General features: G+C 69.0%; 20 protein-coding genes. 11 read left to right on the top strand and 9 right to left on the bottom strand.

From position 1 onward, the window contains the following. Positions 1-40: 40 nt before the first annotated feature. On the bottom strand, positions 41-871 hold the full coding sequence (locus AB5S17_RS18200) for an aldo/keto reductase (protein WP_369241994.1): 831 nt from the start codon (positions 869-871) through the stop codon (positions 41-43). A gap of 155 nt (positions 872-1,026) precedes the next feature. On the opposite strand from AB5S17_RS18200, the gene AB5S17_RS18195 reads away from it, so the two are divergent. The 8 genes from AB5S17_RS18195 to AB5S17_RS18160 all read left to right on the top strand — a co-directional run bounded on the left by AB5S17_RS18195 (position 1,027) and on the right by AB5S17_RS18160 (position 7,992). Continuing rightward, complete coding sequence (locus AB5S17_RS18195; protein ID WP_369241992.1) at positions 1,027-1,953, top strand: histone deacetylase family protein; 927 nt, start codon at positions 1,027-1,029, stop codon at positions 1,951-1,953. Between the two features lie 83 nt (positions 1,954-2,036). Then, positions 2,037-2,309 (top strand): exodeoxyribonuclease VII small subunit, encoded by a 273-nt coding sequence (locus tag AB5S17_RS18190; protein WP_369241990.1) that lies wholly within the window; start codon positions 2,037-2,039, stop codon positions 2,307-2,309. 269 nt (positions 2,310-2,578) lie between these two features. Next, positions 2,579-4,495: a 1-deoxy-D-xylulose-5-phosphate synthase gene (gene dxs, locus AB5S17_RS18185; RefSeq protein ID WP_369241988.1), complete on the top strand. Its 1,917-nt coding sequence runs from the start codon at positions 2,579-2,581 to the stop codon at positions 4,493-4,495. A 107-nt stretch (positions 4,496-4,602) separates the two neighbouring features. Beyond that, on the top strand, positions 4,603-4,863 hold the full coding sequence (locus AB5S17_RS18180; protein WP_369241986.1) for a type II toxin-antitoxin system ParD family antitoxin: 261 nt from the start codon (positions 4,603-4,605) through the stop codon (positions 4,861-4,863). Continuing rightward, the gene (locus AB5S17_RS18175) at positions 4,853-5,140 is read left to right on the top strand and encodes a type II toxin-antitoxin system RelE/ParE family toxin (protein ID WP_369241984.1); all 288 of its coding nucleotides are present in this window, start codon (positions 4,853-4,855) and stop codon (positions 5,138-5,140) included. Before AB5S17_RS18180 ends, AB5S17_RS18175 begins: the two co-directional genes overlap by 11 nt. Positions 5,141-5,183: 43 nt before the next feature. Next, complete coding sequence (locus tag AB5S17_RS18170; protein ID WP_369241982.1) at positions 5,184-5,951, top strand: TlyA family RNA methyltransferase; 768 nt, start codon at positions 5,184-5,186, stop codon at positions 5,949-5,951. Further along, positions 5,948-7,168 (top strand): class I SAM-dependent RNA methyltransferase, encoded by a 1,221-nt coding sequence (locus AB5S17_RS18165; protein ID WP_369241980.1) that lies wholly within the window; start codon positions 5,948-5,950, stop codon positions 7,166-7,168. Before AB5S17_RS18170 ends, AB5S17_RS18165 begins: the two co-directional genes overlap by 4 nt. Before the next feature lie 191 nt (positions 7,169-7,359). Next, entirely contained in the window at positions 7,360-7,992 is a 633-nt protein-coding gene (locus tag AB5S17_RS18160; protein WP_369241978.1) for a DedA family protein, read from the top strand. A gap of 34 nt (positions 7,993-8,026) precedes the next feature. Here AB5S17_RS18160 and AB5S17_RS18155 read toward each other — a convergent pair whose 3' ends face one another. Further along, on the bottom strand, positions 8,027-8,764 hold the full coding sequence (locus tag AB5S17_RS18155; protein WP_369241976.1) for a crotonase/enoyl-CoA hydratase family protein: 738 nt from the start codon (positions 8,762-8,764) through the stop codon (positions 8,027-8,029). Next, complete coding sequence (locus AB5S17_RS18150) at positions 8,764-10,572, bottom strand: acyl-CoA dehydrogenase (RefSeq protein ID WP_369241974.1); 1,809 nt, start codon at positions 10,570-10,572, stop codon at positions 8,764-8,766. Before AB5S17_RS18150 ends, AB5S17_RS18155 begins: the two co-directional genes overlap by 1 nt. Positions 10,573-10,715: 143 nt before the next feature. Here AB5S17_RS18150 and AB5S17_RS18145 point away from each other — a divergent pair, with 143 nt between their 5' ends. Then, positions 10,716-11,558 (top strand): fumarylacetoacetate hydrolase family protein, encoded by an 843-nt coding sequence (locus tag AB5S17_RS18145; RefSeq protein WP_369241972.1) that lies wholly within the window; start codon positions 10,716-10,718, stop codon positions 11,556-11,558. Between the two features lie 50 nt (positions 11,559-11,608). Here AB5S17_RS18145 and AB5S17_RS18140 read toward each other — a convergent pair whose 3' ends face one another. The 6 genes from AB5S17_RS18140 to AB5S17_RS18115 all read right to left on the bottom strand — a co-directional run bounded on the left by AB5S17_RS18140 (position 11,609) and on the right by AB5S17_RS18115 (position 19,716). Further along, entirely contained in the window at positions 11,609-12,328 is a 720-nt protein-coding gene (locus AB5S17_RS18140) for a polysaccharide deacetylase family protein (RefSeq protein WP_369241970.1), read from the bottom strand. 84 nt (positions 12,329-12,412) lie between these two features. Further along, complete coding sequence (locus AB5S17_RS18135) at positions 12,413-14,512, bottom strand: 3-hydroxyacyl-CoA dehydrogenase NAD-binding domain-containing protein (protein WP_369241968.1); 2,100 nt, start codon at positions 14,510-14,512, stop codon at positions 12,413-12,415. A gap of 112 nt (positions 14,513-14,624) precedes the next feature. Beyond that, positions 14,625-15,908, bottom strand: a complete 1,284-nt coding sequence (locus AB5S17_RS18130) for an acetyl-CoA C-acetyltransferase (protein ID WP_369241966.1) — start codon at positions 15,906-15,908, stop codon at positions 14,625-14,627. Between the two features lie 3 nt (positions 15,909-15,911). Then, entirely contained in the window at positions 15,912-18,191 is a 2,280-nt protein-coding gene (locus AB5S17_RS18125) for an acyl-CoA dehydrogenase (RefSeq protein WP_369241964.1), read from the bottom strand. A 234-nt stretch (positions 18,192-18,425) separates the two neighbouring features. Further along, positions 18,426-18,740 (bottom strand): metal-sensitive transcriptional regulator, encoded by a 315-nt coding sequence (locus AB5S17_RS18120; protein ID WP_369241962.1) that lies wholly within the window; start codon positions 18,738-18,740, stop codon positions 18,426-18,428. A 118-nt stretch (positions 18,741-18,858) separates the two neighbouring features. Further along, on the bottom strand, positions 18,859-19,716 hold the full coding sequence (locus AB5S17_RS18115) for a manganese catalase family protein (RefSeq protein WP_369241960.1): 858 nt from the start codon (positions 19,714-19,716) through the stop codon (positions 18,859-18,861). Positions 19,717-19,982: 266 nt separating this feature from the next. Between AB5S17_RS18115 and AB5S17_RS18110 the strand changes: the two genes are divergently transcribed. Both AB5S17_RS18110 and AB5S17_RS18105 read left to right on the top strand, forming a co-directional pair. Beyond that, positions 19,983-20,303 carry a DUF1289 domain-containing protein gene (locus tag AB5S17_RS18110; protein ID WP_369241958.1) on the top strand — a complete coding sequence of 107 codons (321 nt, stop codon included), beginning with the start codon at positions 19,983-19,985 and terminating at the stop codon, positions 20,301-20,303. Next, positions 20,293-21,000, top strand: coding sequence for a TIGR02281 family clan AA aspartic protease (locus tag AB5S17_RS18105; RefSeq protein ID WP_369241956.1), 708 nt, complete (start codon positions 20,293-20,295; stop codon positions 20,998-21,000). Before AB5S17_RS18110 ends, AB5S17_RS18105 begins: the two co-directional genes overlap by 11 nt. The last annotated feature ends 10 nt before the right edge of the window (positions 21,001-21,010 follow it).

Genomic DNA, 21,010 nt, shown 5'->3' with positions numbered 1-21,010 from the left:
GCGCGACGCTTGCCGGCGGACGCAGCCCGGCCGCTTCGCCTCAGAAATCAGCCGTCATCGGGTCCGGCCCCATGCGCGCGTCCGCCGAGTCCAGTCCGGCGATCGCGGTCATGTCCTCGGCGTCGAGCGAGAAGCCGAACACGTCGAAATTCTGCCGGATGCGGTCCGGGTTCGACGACTTCGGGATCACGGCGAGCCCCTCCTCGATGTGCCAGCGGATGATCACCTGCGCGGCGGTCTTGCCGTGCTTGTCGGCGATCTTCTTGATCACCGGACTGTCGAGCATCTGGCCGCGGCCGAGCGGGCTCCAGGATTCGGTCTTGATGCCGAGCCGGTCGTGGACGGCGCGCAAAGGCTTCTGCTGGAAGTCCGGATGCAACTCGATCTGATTGAGGACGGGCGTGACGCCGGTCTCGCCGATGATCCGCTCCAGATGCTCGCCGGTGAAGTTGGAGACGCCGATCGAGCGGGCGCGGCCGTCTTCCTTCAGCTTCACCAGCGCCTTCGAGGTCTCGACATAGAGGCCCTTCTTCGGCATCGGCCAGTGGATGAGGTAGAGGTCGACGGCGTCGAGGCCGAGGCGCTCGGCGCTCGTATCGAAGGCCTTCAGCGTCGCATCGTAGCCCTGGTCGTTGTTCCACAGCTTGGTGGTGACGAAGATGTCGTCGCGGGGAATTCCGGCGGACCGGATGCCCTCGCCGACGCCTTCCTCGTTGCCGTAGGCGGCAGCGGTGTCGACATGGCGGTAGCCCGCGGCGAAGGCGGCCTCGAGCGCCGCGGCGACGCCCTCGTTGGGTGTCTGCCAGACGCCGAGCCCGACCTGCGGGATGCGCCGGCCGTCATTGAGCGCAAGGAATGGTTGGTCAGCCATACTGATCTCTTCGGATTGACCTAGGTCTGGGGAAAGCCATCGGCCGGCGGCAGGGAGCCGCTCAGCCGAGAAGGGCGTGGGGCAGACGCCAATTAAGACGCCCCATCGCCAAAGCAAATTGCGCTGGCGGGCCGCCAGGGCTAATCCTTGGGATCATGATGACCCGCCTCTACTTCCACTCGATCTTCGCCGAGCATCTGACCGGGCCAGGGCATCCGGAGCGGCCGGAGCGCATCCAGGCGGTGATGGCGGCGCTGGAGGACGAGGCGTTCCACCTGCTCGACCGCTGCGAGGCGCCGGAGGGATCGCTCGAGTCGATCTATCGCTGCCATCCCGAGCATTACGTGCGCAGGCTCGCGACGGCCGTTCCGGAAGACGGAATCATCCGGCTCGACAGCGACACCATCCTCAGCCCGAAGAGCTTCACCGCGGCCCTGCACGGGGTCGGTGCGGCCACCGCGGCGGTCGATGCGGTGATGGCGAAGGAGGCCGACAACGTCTTCGTCGCCGCCCGCCCGCCCGGCCATCACGCCGAGACCGCGACGGCGATGGGCTTCTGCCTGTTCAACAACGCCGCGATCGCGGCACGTCACGCCCAGGCCGTGCACGGGCTGGAACGGGTCGCGATCTTCGACTGGGACGTCCATCACGGCAACGGCACGCAGGACATCTTCTGGTCCGATCCGAGCGTCCTCTACTGCTCGACCCATCAGATGCCGCTCTATCCCGGCACCGGCGCCAAGGACGAGGTCGGCGCCGGCAACATCGTCAACGCCCCGCTCTCCGCCGGCACCGGCGGCGGCACCTTCCGCGAAGCGATGAACGAGCGCATCCTGCCGGCCCTGCGGTCGTTCCGCCCGGAGCTCGTCATCATCTCCGCCGGCTTCGACGCGCATTACCGCGACCCGCTGGCCAATCTGAAGTTCATCGACAAGGACTTCGACTGGGCGACCGGCGAAATGCTCGACATCGCCGACCGCTATGCGGAGGGCCGACTTGTGAGCCTGCTCGAAGGCGGTTACGACCTGTATGGGCTGTCGACCTCAGCGGCGGCCCATGTGAAGCGGCTGATGACCGGCTGAGAGCTGCAGCCGAACGTCCGGCCGCAGAGATTGCGCCGGACCACGTGCCGCGCCACCGAGATCTGCCCCGAAAGGCGCCCGCAATGTCCGCCATCGAAGAGACCGCCCTTCCCGCCGACGATTCCGACATCAAGCGCATGAGCTTCGAGGAGGCTCTGGCGGCGCTGGAGCGGATCGTGGCCGATCTGGAGCGGGGCGACGTGCCGCTCGACCGCTCGATCCGCATCTACGAGCGCGGCGAGAAGCTGAAGAACCACTGCGACCGGCTGTTGTCGGCGGCCGAGGACAAGGTCGAGAAGATCAAGCTGAACCGGGCCGGCAAGCCGGTCGGGACGGAACCGCTGGATCCGTCCTGAGCCCGCTGCCGCTGCGCGGCACCCGGCTTCGCGGCAGCGCGCTTCGTTACCCGCCTGACGAGTTTTCATTCGTCATACATGCTTTCGCCGTCATCGCTGCCGGCCGCCGCCTTGAAGCAATCGGTTTGGAACCGATGTAGACTGCCTGTTCGCGAGTCACGTGGCGGAAGGGGGGAGACCCCTTTTCGAGAGTGGATTGCGGAGAGACCGAGACGGGATTGCGCCGCTGGCGGCAGGCCCGTCTCGTCGCGTATCGAAAGGGTTCATCCGTGCCGAAAGAGTCGACCACCCCGCTTCTCGATCAGATCGCATCGCCGGCGGATCTGCGCCGCCTGAAGGAGTCGCGGCTCGGCCAGGTCGCGGACGAATTGCGGGCCGACCTGATCGATGCGGTGTCGAAGACCGGCGGCCATCTCGGCGCCGGGCTCGGCGTCGTCGAACTGACGGTCGCGCTGCACTACGTCTTCGATACGCCGCGCGACCGGCTGATCTGGGACGTCAGCCACCAGGCCTATCCGCACAAGATCCTCACCGGCCGCCGCGAGCGCATGCGCACCGTGCGCCAGGAAGGCGGCCTGTCCGGCTTCGCCAAGCGCGCCGAGAGCGAATACGACGCCTTCGGCGCCGGCCATTCCTCGACCTCGATCTCGGCCGGCCTCGGCATGGCGGTGGCGCGCGACCTCTCGCACGGCACCAACAACGTCATTTCGGTGATCGGCGACGGCGCGATGAGCGCCGGCATGGCCTACGAGGCGATGAACAATGCCGGCGCGCTCGATGCCCGGCTGATCGTCATCCTCAACGACAACGACATGTCGATCGCCCCGCCGACCGGCGCGATGAGCGCCTATCTCGCCCGCCTCGTCTCCGGCCAGACCTACCAGTCGCTGCGCAACCGCGCCAAGGACTTCACGCGCCACCTGCCCGGCTTCATGCGGGAGGGCGCGCGGCGAACCGAGGAATATACGCGGGCCTTCTTCACCGGCGGCACGATGTTCGAGGAGCTCGGCTTCTACTACGTCGGTCCGATCGACGGCCACGACCTCGACCATCTCCTCCCCGTCCTGAAGAATGTCCGGGACGCCAAGACGGGACCGATCCTCGTCCATGTGGTGACCAAGAAGGGCAAGGGCTACGCTCCGGCCGAGCAGTCCGCCGACAAGTATCACGGCGTGTCGAAGTTCGACGTCATTACCGGCGCGCAGGCGAAGTCCAAGGCCAACGCGCCGAGCTATACCAGCGTCTTCGCCGAGAGCCTGATCCAGGAGGCCCGGGAGGACGACAAGATCGTCGCGGTGAACGCCGCCATGCCCGCCGGCACCGGCCTCGACAAGTTCGGCGCCGTGTTCCCGTCCCGTACGTTCGACGTCGGCATCGCCGAGCAGCATGCGGTCACCTTCTGCGCCGGCCTCGCGACCGAAGGCTACAAGCCCTTCGCGGCGATCTATTCGACCTTCCTGCAGCGCGCCTATGACCAGATCGTCCACGACGTCGCCATCCAGCACCTGCCGGTGCGCTTTGCGATCGACCGCGCCGGCTATGTCGGTGCGGACGGGCCGACCCATGCCGGCTCCTTCGACACCTGCTTCCTGGCACCCTTGCCCGGCATGGTGGTGATGGCCGCCGCGGACGAGGCGGAGCTGAAGCACATGGTGCGCACGGCGGTCGAATACGATGCCGGCCCGATCTCCTTCCGCTATCCCCGCGGCAACGGCACCGGCGTCGACATGCCGGAGCGGGGCAAGGCGCTGGAAATCGGCAAGGGCCGCGTCGTGCGCGAAGGCACCAAGGTCGCGATCCTCTCCTTCGGCACGCGTCTCGCCGACGCGGTCAGGGCGGCGGAGGAACTCGACACCTACGGCCTGTCGACGACCGTCGCCGACGCACGCTTTGCCAAGCCGCTCGACACCGACCTCATCGCGCGGCTGGCGCGCGAGCACGAGGTGCTGATCCTCGTCGAAGAGGGCGCGAGCGGCGGCTTCGCTGCACAGGTGCTGCAGTATCTCGCCACCAGCGGGATGCTCGACCAGGGCCTGAAGGTCCGCCCGATCGTCATGCCCGACAGCTATCTCGACCAGGCCGCGCCCGAGAAGATGATCGCCCAGGCCGGGCTCGACGCCAAGGGAATCGTCGAGACGGTCTTCCGCACTCTCGGCCGGGAGGAGAGCCGCGTCCTGCAGGCGTGAGGCCGGTCCGCGGGTTCTGATTTCCCGACGGGCGCTTTCTCCGGCAGCCGCTTGCCCCTTGCCGATGCGTGGCAGGGCCTGCCAGAATGCCGGTCAGGAGAAGCGACATGGCGACGATGCACCTGTCCCTGCCCGATCCGATGAAGGATTGGGTGGACGCTCAGGCCGAGAGCGGTCGTTACGGCAATGCCGGCGACTATGTGCGCGACCTGATCCGCCGCGATCAGGAGCGGGCGGCGAAAATTGGCAACATGCAAAGGCTGGTGACGGAAGCCATCGAGAGCGGCATCGCCGACGAGACGTTCGAGGAGATCGAGGCCGCCGCTCGCCGCGACTTTCTTGCCGGCGCTTCGGAAAGTGAGCTTTAGGCTCAGCCGCAGGGCCGGTATCGATCTGCGCCGAATCTACTTCGCGAGCGCTCGCCTGTTCGGCCCGGCTCAGGCGGACCGCTACTCCCGGCGTCTGCGCAGGGCGATCGAATTGATCGCGCGAAATCCGCAGCTGGCGCATGAGCGCCAGGACTTGTCGCCGCCTGTTCGCGTTCATCCCTGCGGCTCGCACATCATCATCTATATCATTGAAAACGACGCGGACGTCCTGATCCTTCGCATCAGGCATGCAAGGGAAGATTGGGCGAAGGATTGATGTTCGCTTGCCAACTGGCCTCGTCTGCACGCATGACCCGCTGATGACAGCATACCAAGAACAACATCCGATCCGCATCCGTCTCGACGTGCTCGTCGGCGAGCGCGGCCTTGCGGCGAGCCGCGCCCGGGCGCGCGATGCGATCCTGCGCGGCCATGTCCGCGTCGACGGCGCCGTCGTCACCAAGCCGAGCCTCAACGTGCCGGCCGATTGCGTCCTGACGCTCGACGATCCCGCCGCGGACTACGTCTCGCGCGCCGGGCTGAAGCTCGAGGCGGCGCTCGACGCCTTCCAGGTCTCCGTGGACGGGCGGCACTGCCTCGACATCGGCGCCTCGACCGGCGGCTTCACCGAGGCGCTGCTGAGGCGCGGCGCCGCCCATGTCGTCGCGGTCGATGTCGGCCACGGCCAGATGCATCCGCGCATCGAGGCGGATCCGCGGGTGACCCTCATCGAGGGGCTGAACGCCCGCGAGATGACGCGCGAGGACATCGGCGGGCGCAGCTTCGATCGTCTCGTTGCCGACGTCAGCTTCATCTCGCTGCGCCTCGCGCTGCCGCCGGCGCTGGAGCTCGCCGACCCCGGCGCCAGCGCGGTTCTCCTCGTCAAGCCGCAGTTCGAGGCGGGCCGCGACGCCATCGCCAAGAACGGCCTGCTTCGCGATCCCGACACGGCGCCGGCCGTCGCGGAGGCGGTGCGCGACTGGCTCGGCCGGCAGCCGGGCTGGACGGTCCGCGGCCTCATCCCCTCGCCGCTCCCGGGTGGCGACGGCAACCATGAATTCCTGCTCGCGGCGGACAAGGCGCCATGACCGAGTTCCGCATCGACCGCCTCGGCGCGAAGGGCGACGGAATCGCAGAGACGTCGGATGGGCCGGTCTACCTGCCGTTCACCCTGCCCGGCGAGCGCGTGGCGACGAACCCGCTCGGCGGCGAGGCCGAACCGCGGATCCTCCAGGCTTCGCCGCATCGGCGGGAGCCTTCCTGCCCGCATTTCGGCGCCTGCGGCGGCTGCGACCTGCAGCATGCGGACGACGAACTCTATCGCAGCTTCAAGCGCGACGTCGTCGTCACCGCCCTCGCCCGCGCCGGGATCGACGCCGAGGTCGCGCCGCTCGTCCCCTGCCCGCCGGCCTCCCGGCGACGCGTGACCCTCTCGGCGGCGCGCGCCGGCGGCCGCGTCCTCCTCGGCTACAACGCCCCGCAGTCGCACCAGATCGTCGCGATCCGGACCTGCCCGATCGCGCTGCCGGCGATCGAGCGGGCGCTGCCGGACCTGCGGCGCCTCGCCGCCATCCTCGTCGACCGCAAGCGTCCCCTGAGGCTGACGGTCACCGCGACGGCGAGCGGACTCGACATCGCCGCGGCGGGCGGCGCCAGGCTCACCGACGGAATGCGGGGCGATGCCATCGGCCTTGCGATGGATGCCGGCTTCGCGCGCCTTGCCGCGGATGCCGAAGTGCTGGTCAAGGCCCGTGCGCCGCTGATCGACTTTTCCGGCATCACGGTGGAGCCGCCGCCCGGGGCCTTTCTGCAGGCGGTTTCGACGGCGGAGACGGCGATGGCGGAGCGCGTTCTCGGCCATGTCGACGGCGCCAAGCGCGTGGCCGACCTCTTCTCCGGCTGCGGCACGTTCTCGCTGCGCATCGCCCGCCGCAGCGCCGTGCATGCGGTGGAGGCGGAGGATGGACCGCTTGCGGCGCAGGTCGCCGCGTGGCGGTCCGTGCCCGGCCTGAAGCCGCTGACGACCGAGAAGCGCGACCTGTTCCGCCGCCCGATCCCGGCCAAGGAGCTGAAAGGCTTCGACGCCGTGGTCTTCGATCCGCCGCGCGCCGGCGCGGAGGGTCTGTGCCGCGAACTCGCGAACTCCTCGGTCGACCGCATCGCCGCGGTGTCCTGCAATCCGGCCACCCTCGGCCGCGATCTCGCGATCCTGGTCGCCGGCGGCTATCGCATCACCTCGGTCACGCCGATCGACCAGTTCCTCTGGTCGCGCCATGTCGAGGCGGTGGCGCTGCTGGAGCGCTGATGACGATCCCGGGGGCCGTGCCACGGGCGCGAAATTGGCGTATGGAGGCGGCTGAGGCGGCCACGGGGACGCCGCGGGCTGCGTCTGCACGCAGGCCCGTTGGCCATGCCGGCGCCGCCTGACGAGGACATGATGACGACACTTCCATCAAAGCGCGCCGATCCCTGGGGCGTGCTGAAGGCAAAGCCGCATTGACCGAATATCTCAGCCAGTACGGCTACGCCTTCCTGTTCGTCGTCGTCCTGTTCGAATCCACCGGACTGCCGCTCCCCGGCGAGAGCCTCATCGTCGCCGCCGGCCTCCTGTCCGGCCAGGGCGATCTCAACATCCTGCTCGTCATCGCGGTCGCCTGGGCGGCTTCGATCGTCGGCGACAACACCGGTTACCTCGTCGGCCGCCGGTTCGGCAGGAAGATCGTCGTTCGATGGGGCGAGCATTTCGGCCTCGGCGAGAAGCGCTTCGCCATGGTGGAGGAGCGCTTCCAGAACTACGGCTTCGTCGTCGTGCTGATCGCCCGCTTCGTCATCATCCTCAGGCAGCTGAACGGCTTCGTCGCCGGGACGATGCACATGAACTGGGCGGTGTTCTTCCTCTACAACGCGATCAGCGCCGCGCTCTGGGCCGGCGCCTATGCCGGCGGCGCCTATCTGTTCGGGGCGGCCTTCAAGCACTTCTTCAAGGGCTATCCGACCTGGCCGCTCTACGTCGCCGCCGGGATCATCTGCGCCATCGGCATCTTCGGGACCTACAAGTTCCTGTTCCGCAAGGATGACGACGACGAGCCGGAAGCCGGCCCGAAGCCGGCTCGCGAGACGCGGGGCTGACGGAAGAGAGTCCCGCGCTTGCGGAAGGCGCCGGTCAGCGCGCCATGAACGCCTGGAACGCCGCCTTCGCCTCGCTCGACATCAGACGGTCGGCGAAGTAGCCGATCTCTTGGTCGATCCGGGCCGCGACGTCGTCCTGGGTCCCGCGAAGCAGCGCGCGCGCGATCGACAGCGCCTCCGGCGGCTTTGCCGCCAGCCGCTTCGCCGCATCCAGCGCCGCCGCTTCCGGATCGTCGGTGACGGCATAGACCAGCCCGGCGGCCTTTGCCGCTTCCGCGTCGAAGGCCTCGCCCAGCACCAGCAGCGCGAACGCGCGCGGCAGGCCCATCAGCCGCGGCGCGATCAGGCTGGAGCCCGCCTCCGGCGTCAGGCCGAGGTCGAGGAAGGGCGTGCGGAAGACCGAGGCGGGTGCGGCATAGGTGAGGTCGCAATGCATCAGCAGCGTCGTGCCGATGCCGATCGCCAGCCCGTCGACCGCCGCGATCAGCGGCTTGCGCGCGGCGACCAGCGCCTGCAGGAAGTCGCGGATCTCGCCCGGCAGCGCCCCGCCCTCGGCGATCGCCAGGAAGTCCTTGATGTCGTTGCCGGCACAGAAGGCGCCGGGCACGCCGCAGAAGAGGACGGCGGCGATTTCCGCCTCCGCCTCCGCCCGTTCGAGGGCCGCCGTCATGCCGCGGTACATGTCGCGGGTGATGGCGTTCTTCTTCTCCGGCCGGTTCAGCCGGACCGTCAGCACGCCGTCGGCGAGCGCGGTGGCGATGTGTTCGCTCATCACGCCGCCCCGGCCAGCAGGAGGTCGTGCGCCGCGGCGAGGCTCGCCGCGCCGGAGAGGACGCGCCGCTTCAGCGCCGACGCCTCGGTCAGGAGGTTCTCCGCCATGAACCGGGCGAGCGCGATCCGCTCCGGCCCTGCCCCCTCCGCGATCGCGCCCTTGGCGAGATAGACCGCGCCCGCCGTCAGGCCGAACTGCCGGAGATAGGCGGTCGCGCCCGCCTGCGCCGTGTCCGCCTCGCCGGCGGCGAGCGTCTCGAGCAGGAACCGCGTCGATTCCTTCAGATCCGCCAGCGCGATGTCCAGAGCCCCGGCCGTGTCGCCGAATTCCGGCTCGTTGCGGCCCCGCACCGCCGCCACCGTCTCGGCGAGCTCCGCGAAATAGGCCGTCACCGCCTCGCCGCCGGACTGGCCGAGCTTGCGGGCGACGAGGTCGATCGCCTGGATGCCGTTGGTGCCCTCGTAGATCGGCGCGATCCTCGCGTCCCGCAGAAAGCGGGCGGCGCCGGTCTCCTCGACATAGCCCATGCCGCCATGCACCTGGATGCCGAGCGAGGCCGCCTCGACGCCGATGTCCGAGCCGAACGCCTTGGCGACCGGGGTCAGGAGGTTGGCGCGCTCGGTCCAGCGCTTCGCCGCGGCCGGGTCGGCCGCATGCGCCTTCGCCATGTCAAGCGAGAAGCCGCAGTCATAGGCGACGGCCCGGGCCGCGCCCGACAGCGCCTTCATCGTCAGGAGCATGCGGGCGACGTCCGGATGATCGACGATCGGGCTCATCTGGCCGGAGGGCTCGGGGTTCTTCGCCAGCCGCGTCGCCCGCCCCTGCCGGCGGTCTCGCGCATAGGCGAGCGCCTTCGCATAGGCGCCTTCGGCGATGCCGATGCCCTCGATGCCGACCATCAGCCGGGCGTTGTTCATCATGGTGAACATGCAGGCGAGGCCGCGATTCTCCTCGCCGACGAGATAGCCGACCGCGCCCGGCTCCTCCCCCGCAATGTCGCCGTCGCCATAGATCATCGTGCAGGTAGGGGAGCCGTGGATGCCGAGCTTCTCCTCGATCGACACGCATTTGACGTCGTTTCTGCGGCCGAGCGAGCCGTCCGGCTTCACCAGGAACTTCGGCACCAGGAACAGCGAGATGCCCTTGACGCCCGCAGGGGCGTCGGGAAGCCGGGCGAGGACGAGATGCACGATGTTGTCGGTGAAGTCGTGCTCGCCATAGGTGATGTAGATCTTCTGGCCGAAGATCCGGTAGCTGCCGTCGCCGGCGCGCTCCGCCCGGGTGCGCAGCGCCCCGACGTCCGACCCGGCCTGCGGCTCGGTGAGGTTCATCGTGCCCATCCACTCGCCGGAGACGAGCTTCGGGCCGAAGGTCTCCTGCAGTTCCTTCGAGCCGTGCGCGTGCAATGCCTCGACGGCGCCGCTGGTCAACAGCGGGCCGAGGGCGAAGCCCATGGCGGAGAAGTTCCACATCTCGGAGATCGCGGCGTAGAGCACTGTCGGCAGGCCCTGGCCGCCGAACGCCTCCGGCGAGGAAAGCCCGTTCCAGCCGCCCGCGATCCAGTCGGCATAGAGCTCCTTCCAGCCCTTCGGCGTCGTCACCGCGCCGTCCTTCAGCGAGGCGCCCTCGCGGTCGCCGGAGACGCCCAGCGGCGCCATGCGCTCGGCAGCGAATCGTGCCGCCTCTTCCAGGATGGCGTCGAGAAGATCCGGCGTCAGCTCGCCGGTGAGGCCATTCTCCATAGCCGCCTCAAGGCCGACTATCTTCTTCAGCGTGTAGGCGATATCGCCCACGGGCGGCGTGAACATTCGGGATTCTCCTCCGGCATGGCTCGGCCGCCTTCGCGGCGGCGGCACGACTTGCCGCCCAGCTTAACGGACCGTCGCCGAAGGGCAAGGAACCGAAGCCTCGCTGGAGCCATTCCAGCGATATTGGATGCGGGAGGCAATCGATGCGATTCGTACGGTTCGGCGAGCGGGGTTCGGAGCGGCCGGGGGCGGTGGACGCCGACGGCGGCATCCGCGACCTGTCGGACCACGTGCCGGCCCTCTCGGACGGATCGCTCGACCCCGACGTCCTCGGCGAATGCGCCTCGCTCACCCTCTCCGACCTGCCGGCCGTACCCAAGGGTACGCGCCTCTGCAAGCCGATCGACCGGATCGGCAAGATCGTCGGCATCGGCCCGAACTACCGCGATGCCGCGAGCCTTGCCGGCTTCCGGATCAATCCCGAGCCGACGATCTTCCTGAAGGCGGCCTCGGCCGCCTCCGGGCCGAACGATTCGATCGAGCTGCCGCGGCTCGCCAACCGCGTCGACTGGGGCGTCGAACTCGCCATCGTCATCGGCCGGGTGGCGAAATATGTCAGCGTGGAGGACGCGATGCGGTGCGTCGCCGGCTTCACGCTCTGCAACGACCTCACCGAGCGGGCCTTCCAGCTGCAGCGCGGCGGCCAGTGGACCAAGGGCAAGTCGCACGACACCTTCGCACCGCTGGGGCCTTGGCTGGTGACGCCGGACGAGCTGCGCGATCTCGACGCCGTGGAACTCTGGCTCGACGTCAACGGCGAGCGCCAGCAGCAGGCGAGCGCCGGCGGCATGATCTTCAAGGTCCCCTACCTCATCTCCTACGTTTCGCGCTTCATGCGGCTGGAGCCGGGGGACATCATACTGACCGGTACGCCAGGCGGCGTCGGCCTCTCCTTCGACCCGCCGCGCTTCCTCAAGGCGGGCGACCGCATCCGCCTCGGCGGCACCGGCCTCGGCGAGCAGGACTACGAGTGCGTCTCGGCCTGACCTGCGGCTAAACCCGCCGCGTGCGGGCGAGCCAGAGGGCAGCGCGAAGCTCAGACATTGCCCTCGGCATCGGCCAGCCGCACGAACGTGACGCCCCGCGCCTTCAGGGCCAGCAGCCCCTTCACGAGCCCCGCTCCGGCGCTGCGCGTCGGCTGGTTCACATGGGCGATGAGGACGTCGCCGTCGCGCGCCCGTTCGACGTTCCGCTCCGTGGCGGCCGCGCTCAGCTGCGCGCCTTTGTCGCTGTTGAGCGAGAAGCCGGCAACCCGGAAGCCGAGCTTGCGGATCTCGGCGATCGACGTCGGGGTGTATTTGGCTGTCGCGCCGCGGAACCAGCCGGGCTTCGCAAAGCCCGCCTTCGAGAGAGCCTCAGCACCGCCGAGAACTTCCTGCGAAACGGCTTCCGGGCTGCCGGCGCTGGCGATGCCGTAGACGCGGAGCGGCCGGTCGATCGCCGGCAGGTGGCGCGCCCCGTGGTCCTCGACCTCGAACAGATCCGGATGCGCCTTCAGCACCGCGACCGCCTCCGGATTGCGCCGCAGCCACAGGCCGGTCGCGAAGATCGTCGCCGGGATGCGGTTCTCGACGAGGGCGGAGAGGATGCGGTCGTCCGTCCGGCCGCCGCAGGCGTCGAGCGTCAGCGCGACACGCACCTGACCGCCGGTGGCGGAGGGCGGCAGTCGCAGGCTCGGCTCGATCAGCTTGGACGGCCCGGCCGTCGCCGCATTCGCGGCGAGCAGCAGAGCGGCGAGCGACAGGGCGATGCGCATCGAGGTGACCCCCAGAGGAAAGGCGGCCGCGAGATGCGCCCCGCTTGCGGCCAAATTGGGGTGGGCGGTCGACCGACCGGCGCCTCACCCCTTCAGCCGCTCCCAGCCAGCGTCCGGCCTGAACCGGGCGCCGTGCTTCTCCTCCAGCGCCGACAGCTTGGCGACGATGTCGTCGATCCCCCGCGTCCTGGCGTAGTGGATCGGGCCGCCGCGGAAGGGGGCGAAGCCGGTGCCGAAGATCATCGCGCCGTCGGCGATGTCCTCGCGCGCGATGACCCCTTCGCGCAGGCACGCGACGACGGCGTTCAGCATCGGCAGGATCATCCGGTCGAGAAGATCGGGATCGTCCTTGGCAGTGTCGGGCAGCGCATCCAGCTTGCGCTTCTTCGACTTGCCGTCCTTGTCGTATTCGTAGAGGCCCGCGCCGGTCTTGCGGCCGAGCTTGCCCTCCTCGACCATCTTCTTCAGCCAGTCCGGCGTCTCCGGAAACTCGGTGTCGAGATCGGCGCGGAGCGACGTCGCGACGTCCAGCGCGATGTCGAGCCCCACCTGGTCGGTCAGCTCGATCGGCCCCATCGGCATGCCGAACGCTTCGGCCCGCGCGTCGATCCGCTCCTTCGGGATGCCCTCGTCGACCATGATCAGCGCCTCGGCCATGTACGGCGTCAGCGCCCGGTTCACCAGGAAGCCCGCCGCCGACATGACCGGCGCCGGCAGGCGCGAGAGCTCGACCGCAAAGGCGATGGCCCGGCGCGCCGTCTCGGGGGCGATCGCCTCGTGCGAGACGATCTCGATCAGCTGCATGCGCGAGACCGGGTTGAAGAAATGCAGGCCGACGAAGCGCGAGGGATCGGCGAGACCTTCGGCAAGGTCCGGCAGCGGCAGGGCGGAGGTGTTGGTCGCCAGCAGCGCCCCCTCCTTCAGCTGCGGCTCGATCTCCGCATAGATCTTCCGCTTCAGCGCGATCTTCTCCGGCACCGCCTCGATGACGAGGTCGGCGTGGCGGATGCCGTAGCCGCGCAAGTCGGGGGTCAGCCGGTCGAGCGCGTCGCGGACCTTCAACGGGTCGCGCAGGGCACGCTCCAGCATCTCGGTCGCCGCGCCCATGGCTTTTCCGACCGGCTTCTCCGCGACGTCGCCGAGCGTGACGTCGAAGCCTTGCGCGGCCGCCCAGGCTGCAATCTCGCCGCCCATCGCGCCGGCGCCGACGACATGCACGCGGCGGATGTCCGAGGCGCCGTCCTTCAGGGCGCGCATCGCCTCGCGCAGGAAGAACACCCGCACCAGGTTCTGCGCCGTCTCGGTCTCGATCAGCTCGGCGAAGCTCGTCAGCTCCGCCGCCTGCATCGCCTTGGCGTCGCCGCCGTGCTTCTCCCAGAGGTCGATCAGCCGATAGGGCGCGGGATAATGTTCCTTCGGCGCCTTCTCCGCCGTCTTCTTGCGCATCTGGCCGGCGGCGAAGGCGCGCGCCGGCCTGAAACCGAAGGCCTGGCTGCTGATGCTGCCGGCCTTCAGCCGCAGCTCGTTGTAGAGCGCCGCCTGCACGGCGGCCCGCACATGCCGCTCCTCGACGACGGCATCGACGAGGCCGATCGCCTTGGCTTTTTTCGCCCGCATCGAACGGCCGGTGAGCATCATCGTCATCGCCTTGACCGGATCGGCGATCGTCGTGGCGCGATAGGTGCCGCCGAGGCCGGGATGCAGGCCCAGCATCACCTCGGGAAAGCCGAGGCTCGCGTCGGAGATCGCAATGCGCCGGTCGCAGGCGAGCGCGATCTCCAGCCCGCCGCCGAGGCAATGGCCGTGGAGGATCGCGATCGTCTTCGTCTCGAGGCTCGCCAGCCGGTCGAGCACCGCATGCGCCTCGCGCAGGCCCGCCTCGACCTCCTCGCGCGAGATGCCGACGAACTGCTTGATGTCGGCGCCGGCCGCAAAGCCCGACGGCTTGGCGGAGCGGATGACGACGGCCGAGGGCCGCTGGGCGATGATGCGGTCGACATGGACCGCGAGTTCTTCCATGACGCTGCGATCGATCGTGTTGACCGACATGTCCGGCCGGTCGAGCACCAGCCAGGTGACGTAGTCCTCGTCCGTGGCGACGCGCCAGTTCCCCTCACGCTCGACATTGCGGGCCGGGCCGAGTTCGAGGGTCCGGTCGGAAAGCGCGTTCAGCATTCTGCCCATGGGTCGTAGTCTCGTCTGTCTGCGGCGGGGTGGGAGCCGCGATCGGCTCCCACGGGACATGGATATCAGTCGCGGCGCAAAGGCTGGCCGCCGGCGTCGCGAGGCCGGAGCCTCAGGCGGCTTCCAGCAGCATGGCGCCGCCCTGGCCGCCGCCGATGCATTCGGTGGCGATGCCGCGCCTCTTGCCGAGACGCTTCATGGCGTTGGCGAGGTGGAGCGTGATGCGGTTGCCGCTGGTGCCGACGGGATGGCCGAGTGCGATCGCGCCGCCGTCGACGTTGAGCGCCGCGTGGTCGATCCGCCCGCCCCGCCCGTCGAGACCGAGCACGCCGTCGGCGACGGCGGGATCGTCCAGCGCGGCGACACAGGCGAGGACCTGGGCCGCGAAGGCCTCGTTCAGCTCCCACAGCTCGACGTCGGAGACGCCCATGTCCTGCCGCTTCAGGATCGGCGCGGCCGAGACCACCGGGCCGAGCCCCATGATCGACGGGTCGAGCGCGCCCCAATGGGAATCCACGATCTTCGCGATCGGCTGCATGCCGTGTTTCTCGACGGCCTCCTCCGAGGCGAGGATCGTCCAGGAGGCGCCGTCGGTGATCTGCGAGGCGTTGCCGGCCGTCACCTTGCCGAACGGCCGCTCGAACACCGGCTTCAGCTTTCCGAGGGACTTCACCGTCGAGCCCGGCCGCACGCCGTCGTCATGGTCGAAGACCTCGCCGCGGCGCGAGAAGGCCGGCAGCATCTCGTCCTTCAGCCAGCCTTCCCTGGTGGCACGGTCGAGCCGGTCGTGGCTCTCGGCGGCATAAGCGTCCGCCTCGCGCCGCGAGATATCGAAGAGATGCGCCAGCACCTCGGCGGTCTGGCCCATGTTCAGCTCGGTGATCGGGTCGGTCAGGCCCCGCTCGAGCCCGATCATCGGCTTCAGGAACTCCGGGCGAAGGCCGGTGAAGGCCTTCAGCCGGGCGCTCGTCGTCCGCGCGCCGTTCAGCTCGGCGAACCAGCTGACCGCGCCCTTCCGCAGGATCAGCGGCGAGTGGCTCAGCGCCTCGGCGCCGCCGGCCAGCACCACCTCCGCCTGACCGTTCTCGATGGTGCGGTAGGCGGTGTCGATCGACTGCATGCCGGAGCCGCAGTTGATCTGGACGGTGAAGGCCGGCGTCTCGTCGGAGAGGCCGAGGCGGAGCGCGGCGACGCGGGCCGGGTTCATCTCGTCGGCGATGACGTTGACGCAGCCGAGGATCACGAGGTCGATCGCATCCGGCCCGAAGGCCTGCCGCATCAGGAGCGGCCGCCCGCACTGGACGGCGAGATCGACGGGGGTGAACGGGCCCGGCTTGCCGCGCGCCTTGATGAACGGCGTCCTGGCGCCGTCGACGAGATAGACCGGACGCGTCATTCGCTACTCCGCCGCCTCCCTGGAAGCTTCCTCGGTTCCCTGCGCCTGCCGATCGCGGCGATCGTGCTGGGACGCGATCGGGGATATATCCGCGCCGGGGAAGGCGTCGACCGCCACGACCTTGGCGACCGCCACCTTGACCTCCGCCAGTTGGTCGAACTCGGCGGCGGTGATGACGCCGGCGTCGCGCGCGGCCTGCGGATCGCGGACCTTCGCCTCGCGCATCTTCTTCTCGATCGGCGCTGCCGCATTGACCAGTTCGAAGGCGTGTTCGAGGTCCCGCACCGGATGGTCGTCGCGGCCCTCGCCGAGATAGAGGTCGGGCGTCAGCCGGTCGCGCTGCGAGGAGGCGCGGGTGATGATCGACGCGACCTCGCCCATCAGCTCGTCCGACGGCTCCTGATAGGGCACGCCCAGCGGGAAGGCGACGAAGCGGACGAAGCCGGCCGCGAAGCGCGAGGGCAGGTTGTCGAGCACGCCGGTGAAGGCGAGCGCGAGGCGGCAGTAGCCCTTCTCCATGATGTATTCGATCAGCGGCCGGTCGGCCTCCGGCCGCCCCTCCACCTCGAAGCGCTTCAGCACCGCACCGAGCAGGTAGAGTTCCGAGAGGATGTCCCCGAGCCGGGCCGACAGCATCTCCTTGCGCTTCAGCGCACCGCCGAGCGTCAGGAGCGACAGGTCGGCGAGGAGCGCGAAGGCCGAGGCGTAGCGCGACAGCTGCCGCCAATGGCTGGTGAAGGCGGCGTTCTTCGGCGCCGGCGCCGCCATGCCGCCCGTCCAGCCGCGCACGAAGGCACGCACCGTGTTCGTCACGGCGTGGCCGACATGCGCCCAGAAATGCTTGTCGAAGTCGGCGAGGCCCTTCTCCCGGTTGGTCTCGGAGAGCGCCTCCATCTCCTTCAGCATGTAGGGATGGGCGCGGATCGCGCCCTGGCCGAAGATCATCAGGCTGCGGGTGAGGATGTTGGCGCCCTCGACGGTGATGCCGATCGGCACGGCGCGGTAGGCCTGGCCCATGTAGTTCTTCGGCCCGTCGATGATCGCCTTGCCGCCGTGGATGTCCATGGCGCGCTCGATCGACTCGCGCATGCGGTAGGTGGCGTGCGCCTTCATGATCGCCGAGATCACCGAGGGGCGATGGCCCTCGTCGAGCGCGGCGACCGTCAGCCGGCGCGCGGCGTCGACGAGATAGGCGTTGGCGGTGATGTCGGCGAGCGGCTGCTGGATGCCCTCGAACAGCGAGATCGGCACGTTGAACTGCGTGCGCACCCGCGCATAGGCGCCGGTGACGCGGGCGCACATCGCCGCCGAGGCGGACGACTGGGAGGGCAGCGAGATCGAGCGACCGGCCGCGAGCGCCGTCATCAGCATGGTCCAGCCCTGGCCGATCTGCTTCTCGCCGCCGAGGATCCAGTCCATCGGGATGAACACGTCCTCGCCCGTCAGCGGCCCGTTCTGGAAATAGGTCATCTGCGGGATGTGCCGGTCGCCATGACGGACGCCCGGGGTCGAGGTCGGCAGCAGCGCGACGGTGATGCCGAGATTCTCGCCGCGCCCGAGATGGTTCTCGGGGTCGTACATCTTGAAGGCGAGCCCCATCACCGTCGCGATCGGGCCGAGCGTGATGTAGCGCTTGTGGAAGTTGAGACGGATGCCGAGCACCCGTTCGCCCTCGTGCTCGCCATATTCGACGATGCCGGTATCGGTCATCGCCGCGGCGTCGGAGCCGGCATCCGGCGAGGTCAGGCCGAAGCAGGGGATCTCGCGCCCGTCGGCGAGCCGCGGCAGCCAGTAGTCGCACTGCTCCTCGGTGCCGAAATGCAGCATCAGCTCGCCGGGCCCGAGCGAGTTCGGCACCATCACCGTGACGCCGGCGACGACCGAACAGGAGGAGACCTTGCGCACCACCTCCGAATGGGCAGCGTTGGAGAAGCCTAGCCCGCCGTACTTCTTCGGAATGATCATGCCGAAGAATTTCTCGCGCCGCAGGAAGTCCCAGACCGCCGCGGGAAGATCGTGATCGACATTGGCGATCTTCCAGTCGTCGACCATGGCGCAGAGCCGGTTCACCGGCCCGTCCATGAAGGCCTGCTCCTCCGGCGTCAGCCGCGCCGGCGGCATGGCGAGGAGCTTGTCCCAGTCCGGGTTGCCGGTGAACAGCTCGCCGTCCCACCACACCGTGCCGGCGCCGATCGCCTCGCGCTCGGTCTCGGAAATCGGCGGCATGACCGTCTTCGCCCAGCGATAGATCGGCCGGGTCAGCTTTTCCCTGCGAAAGGACATGGGTTGGCTCCGCTTGGCACCCTTGCGGGCGAATCTAGGATCAGGCGGATTGTTTCCACCGCCGCGGCGGGAGAATGACCAACTCTTACGTAAACGTCAAACAACATCGTGGCGACCCCGTATGCCCGGCCTCCCCGTCTGCAGGGACCGCGCCGGCCTGCCGGCGCGCCCCGCACACGCAAAGTTGAGCACACGCGAGGCGCCCGCATTCCGGTGAGGGGGCGAACGGCGGGGTCAGCCGCCCGGACGCATGGCCGAGCGCAGCACGCGCATGACGTCCTCGACCGCGAGTTCCCTGTGGTCGTCCTCGACGGCGATGTGGATGCCGCAGGACACGTGCTGGGAAATGATCAGCAGCGCCACCTCGCGCAGCGCTGCGGTCATGGCGTTGATCTGCTGGACCTCGTCGAGGCAGTAGCGGTCCTCGGCGATCATGTTCTGGAGGCCGCGCACCTGGCCCTCAATGCGCTTCAGCCGCTGCAGCAGGGGACGCTTCTCGTCCTCCGTGCGCCGGAGCTCGATCCGGTCGTCCTTGATCTCGCCGTCCAAGACCCTCTCCGTCACTGGCGCGCGGCCGCGCCGCACCCCGCCGGATCGTCGTCGAAGGGATCGCCGGCCTGTCGATGGCGCGGGCCCCGCTTTCGCCACGAGACCCGCGCTTCATGCCTTAGCCGATCTGCTCACTCTGCGCACCACTGTCCGGACGCGCCGGGCCGAGGTTCGGCTCCTCGCCGAGCGGCTTGTTCTGGAACACGGTGAAGTTGCCCCTGCCGTCGAGCGAGGGGCCTTCCGTCCAGCGGCCGGCGGGCGGCATCGAGCCGTCGGCGGCGGAGCCGAAGAAGTCGTAGCTGTGCTCCTGGTCTTCCATCTCCTGCGGGAAGGAGTTGGGGATCGGCAGCGTGCCCTTGTGGCCGCCGAGTTCCTCGATCACCGCCAGCCACTGCTGCTGGTGCATGGTGTCGCGGGCGATCATGAAGTGCAGCATGTCCTTCATGCCCTTGTCGTGCGCGGCGTTGTAGAGGCGCACGGCGAGGACGCGGCCGGTGCTCTCCGCCGCGACGTTGCAGTACATGTCGGCGGCGAGATTGCCGCTGGCATAGATGTGCGACATGTCGAACGGCACGCCGTCGGAATTGGCGGGATAGGCCGCCATGCCGGTCGACAGCACGTGGCGATGCAGCATGCCCTCGATGACGTGGCGCGGCTTCTCGCCGCCCATCACCGCGCCGACCACCGCATCGGCGGCGCCCTCTTCCTGCAGCGAGGTCTGCGCCTTTTCGAGGTTCATCGCGACGGCGGTCGCGAGCATCTCGACATGGCCCATCTCCTCGGTCGCCGTGTTGAGGAGCATGTCGCGGTATTTCGGCGTCGGGCCGCGCGCGCCCCAACCCTGGAAGAAGTACTGCATGCAGACGCGGATCTCGCCCTCGATGCCGCCGATCGCCTGCTGGAGCATGCGCGCGAACTGCGGGTCCGGGTTCTCCACCTTCACCGGATACTGAAGTCGCTTGTCGAGATAGAACATGGTCCTGGTCCCTTGGGAAAAGAGGCCGGCGCCTGCACCATGCAACCGCCCTTCCTATACCCTGTCGGGGTATCGGCCCCTCGCCGGCGTTAATGCGAGCGGCGTACTCAGGTTTCGCGATCGGGAAGACAGATAGCAGTCGTGACTACAGACAGTTAGCTGCGGATCGCAGGCCGAGGGCGGCTCTGGCAAGGCCGGCTCCACGGTGCGTCGGGGATCGCCGGTGGCGGACCCCCGCGCGGCAGTCGCCGTCGCCCGCACGCGGAATGCTTGCGGGAATCGCGGCCCGCCGCCATATCCTGCGGGATGGCAAGGACGAACATCCGGGCGGCGCGACGTTGATGGGCATCGAGACCCCGTGCACGAAGGTCTGCAGGCTCGACCCGCAGAGCGGGTTCTGTCTCGGCTGCGGACGCACCGCCGACGAGATCGCCGGCTGGCTCGGCTTTTCGCCCGAGGTCCGGCGCGAGGTCATGGCCAGCCTTCCGGCGCGCCTCGCCGGCCGGGCCGCGGAGACGGAATCGCTTGCCCGTGACGCGACGACAAGGGCGCGGCAGTCTGCCGCCGGGCGGCGCGATGCGCAGTAACCTGTTCCTCTGGGGCATCCTCGCCGTTCTCGGCGTCGCCTGCCTGGCGCTGGTGCTTCATCAGGGCGGCGCGATCGCCGGCATACCTGACGACAAGTTCGCCAGCCTCGCCTATGTCGGCGTGTGGGGCGCGGTCCTCGCCTCCGGATTGGTGATCCTTCTTCGCACCCGGCTCGCCTTCGCCCTCAAGAGCGCCATCGTCTGGGGCCTGTTCTTCGTCGTCCTCGTCGGCGCCTATGCCTATGCCCCGGAGTTCCAGGCGCTGAAGAACCGCATCTACGCGGTCCTCGTTCCCGGAACCCTGGTCGCGGTCGACGGCTCGAAGGGCCGCCAGTTCATGGCCGTGCGCGGGTCGGACGGCCATTTCCACCTGAACGGCACCATCGACGGCGAGGAAGCCCCGATGATCGTCGACACCGGCGCATCGACCGTCGCCATGGATGCCGAGACGGCGCGGCTGATCGGCATCGACCCGAAGGCGCTGAACTACACCCAGCAGGTGATGACGGCGAACGGCCTCGCCCGCGCCGCGCCCGTGCGGCTGAAGACGGTGAAGATCGGCGGCATCGTGCGCCACAACGTCTCCGCCGCCGTCACCGAGGGCGAAGGCCTCGGCGTCGTCCTGCTCGGCATGAGCTTCCTCGACACCCTCACCTCCTACGACTTCCGCGGCAACCGGCTGATCCTGACCGACTGAGGCCGCGTCC

Source organism: Jiella sp. M17.18, assembly GCF_041027365.1.
Lineage (GTDB): Bacteria > Pseudomonadota > Alphaproteobacteria > Rhizobiales > Rhizobiaceae > VKMB-3413.
Note: the sequence above shows the minus strand (reverse complement) of the source record. Positions and strands in the feature narration are given on the sequence as shown.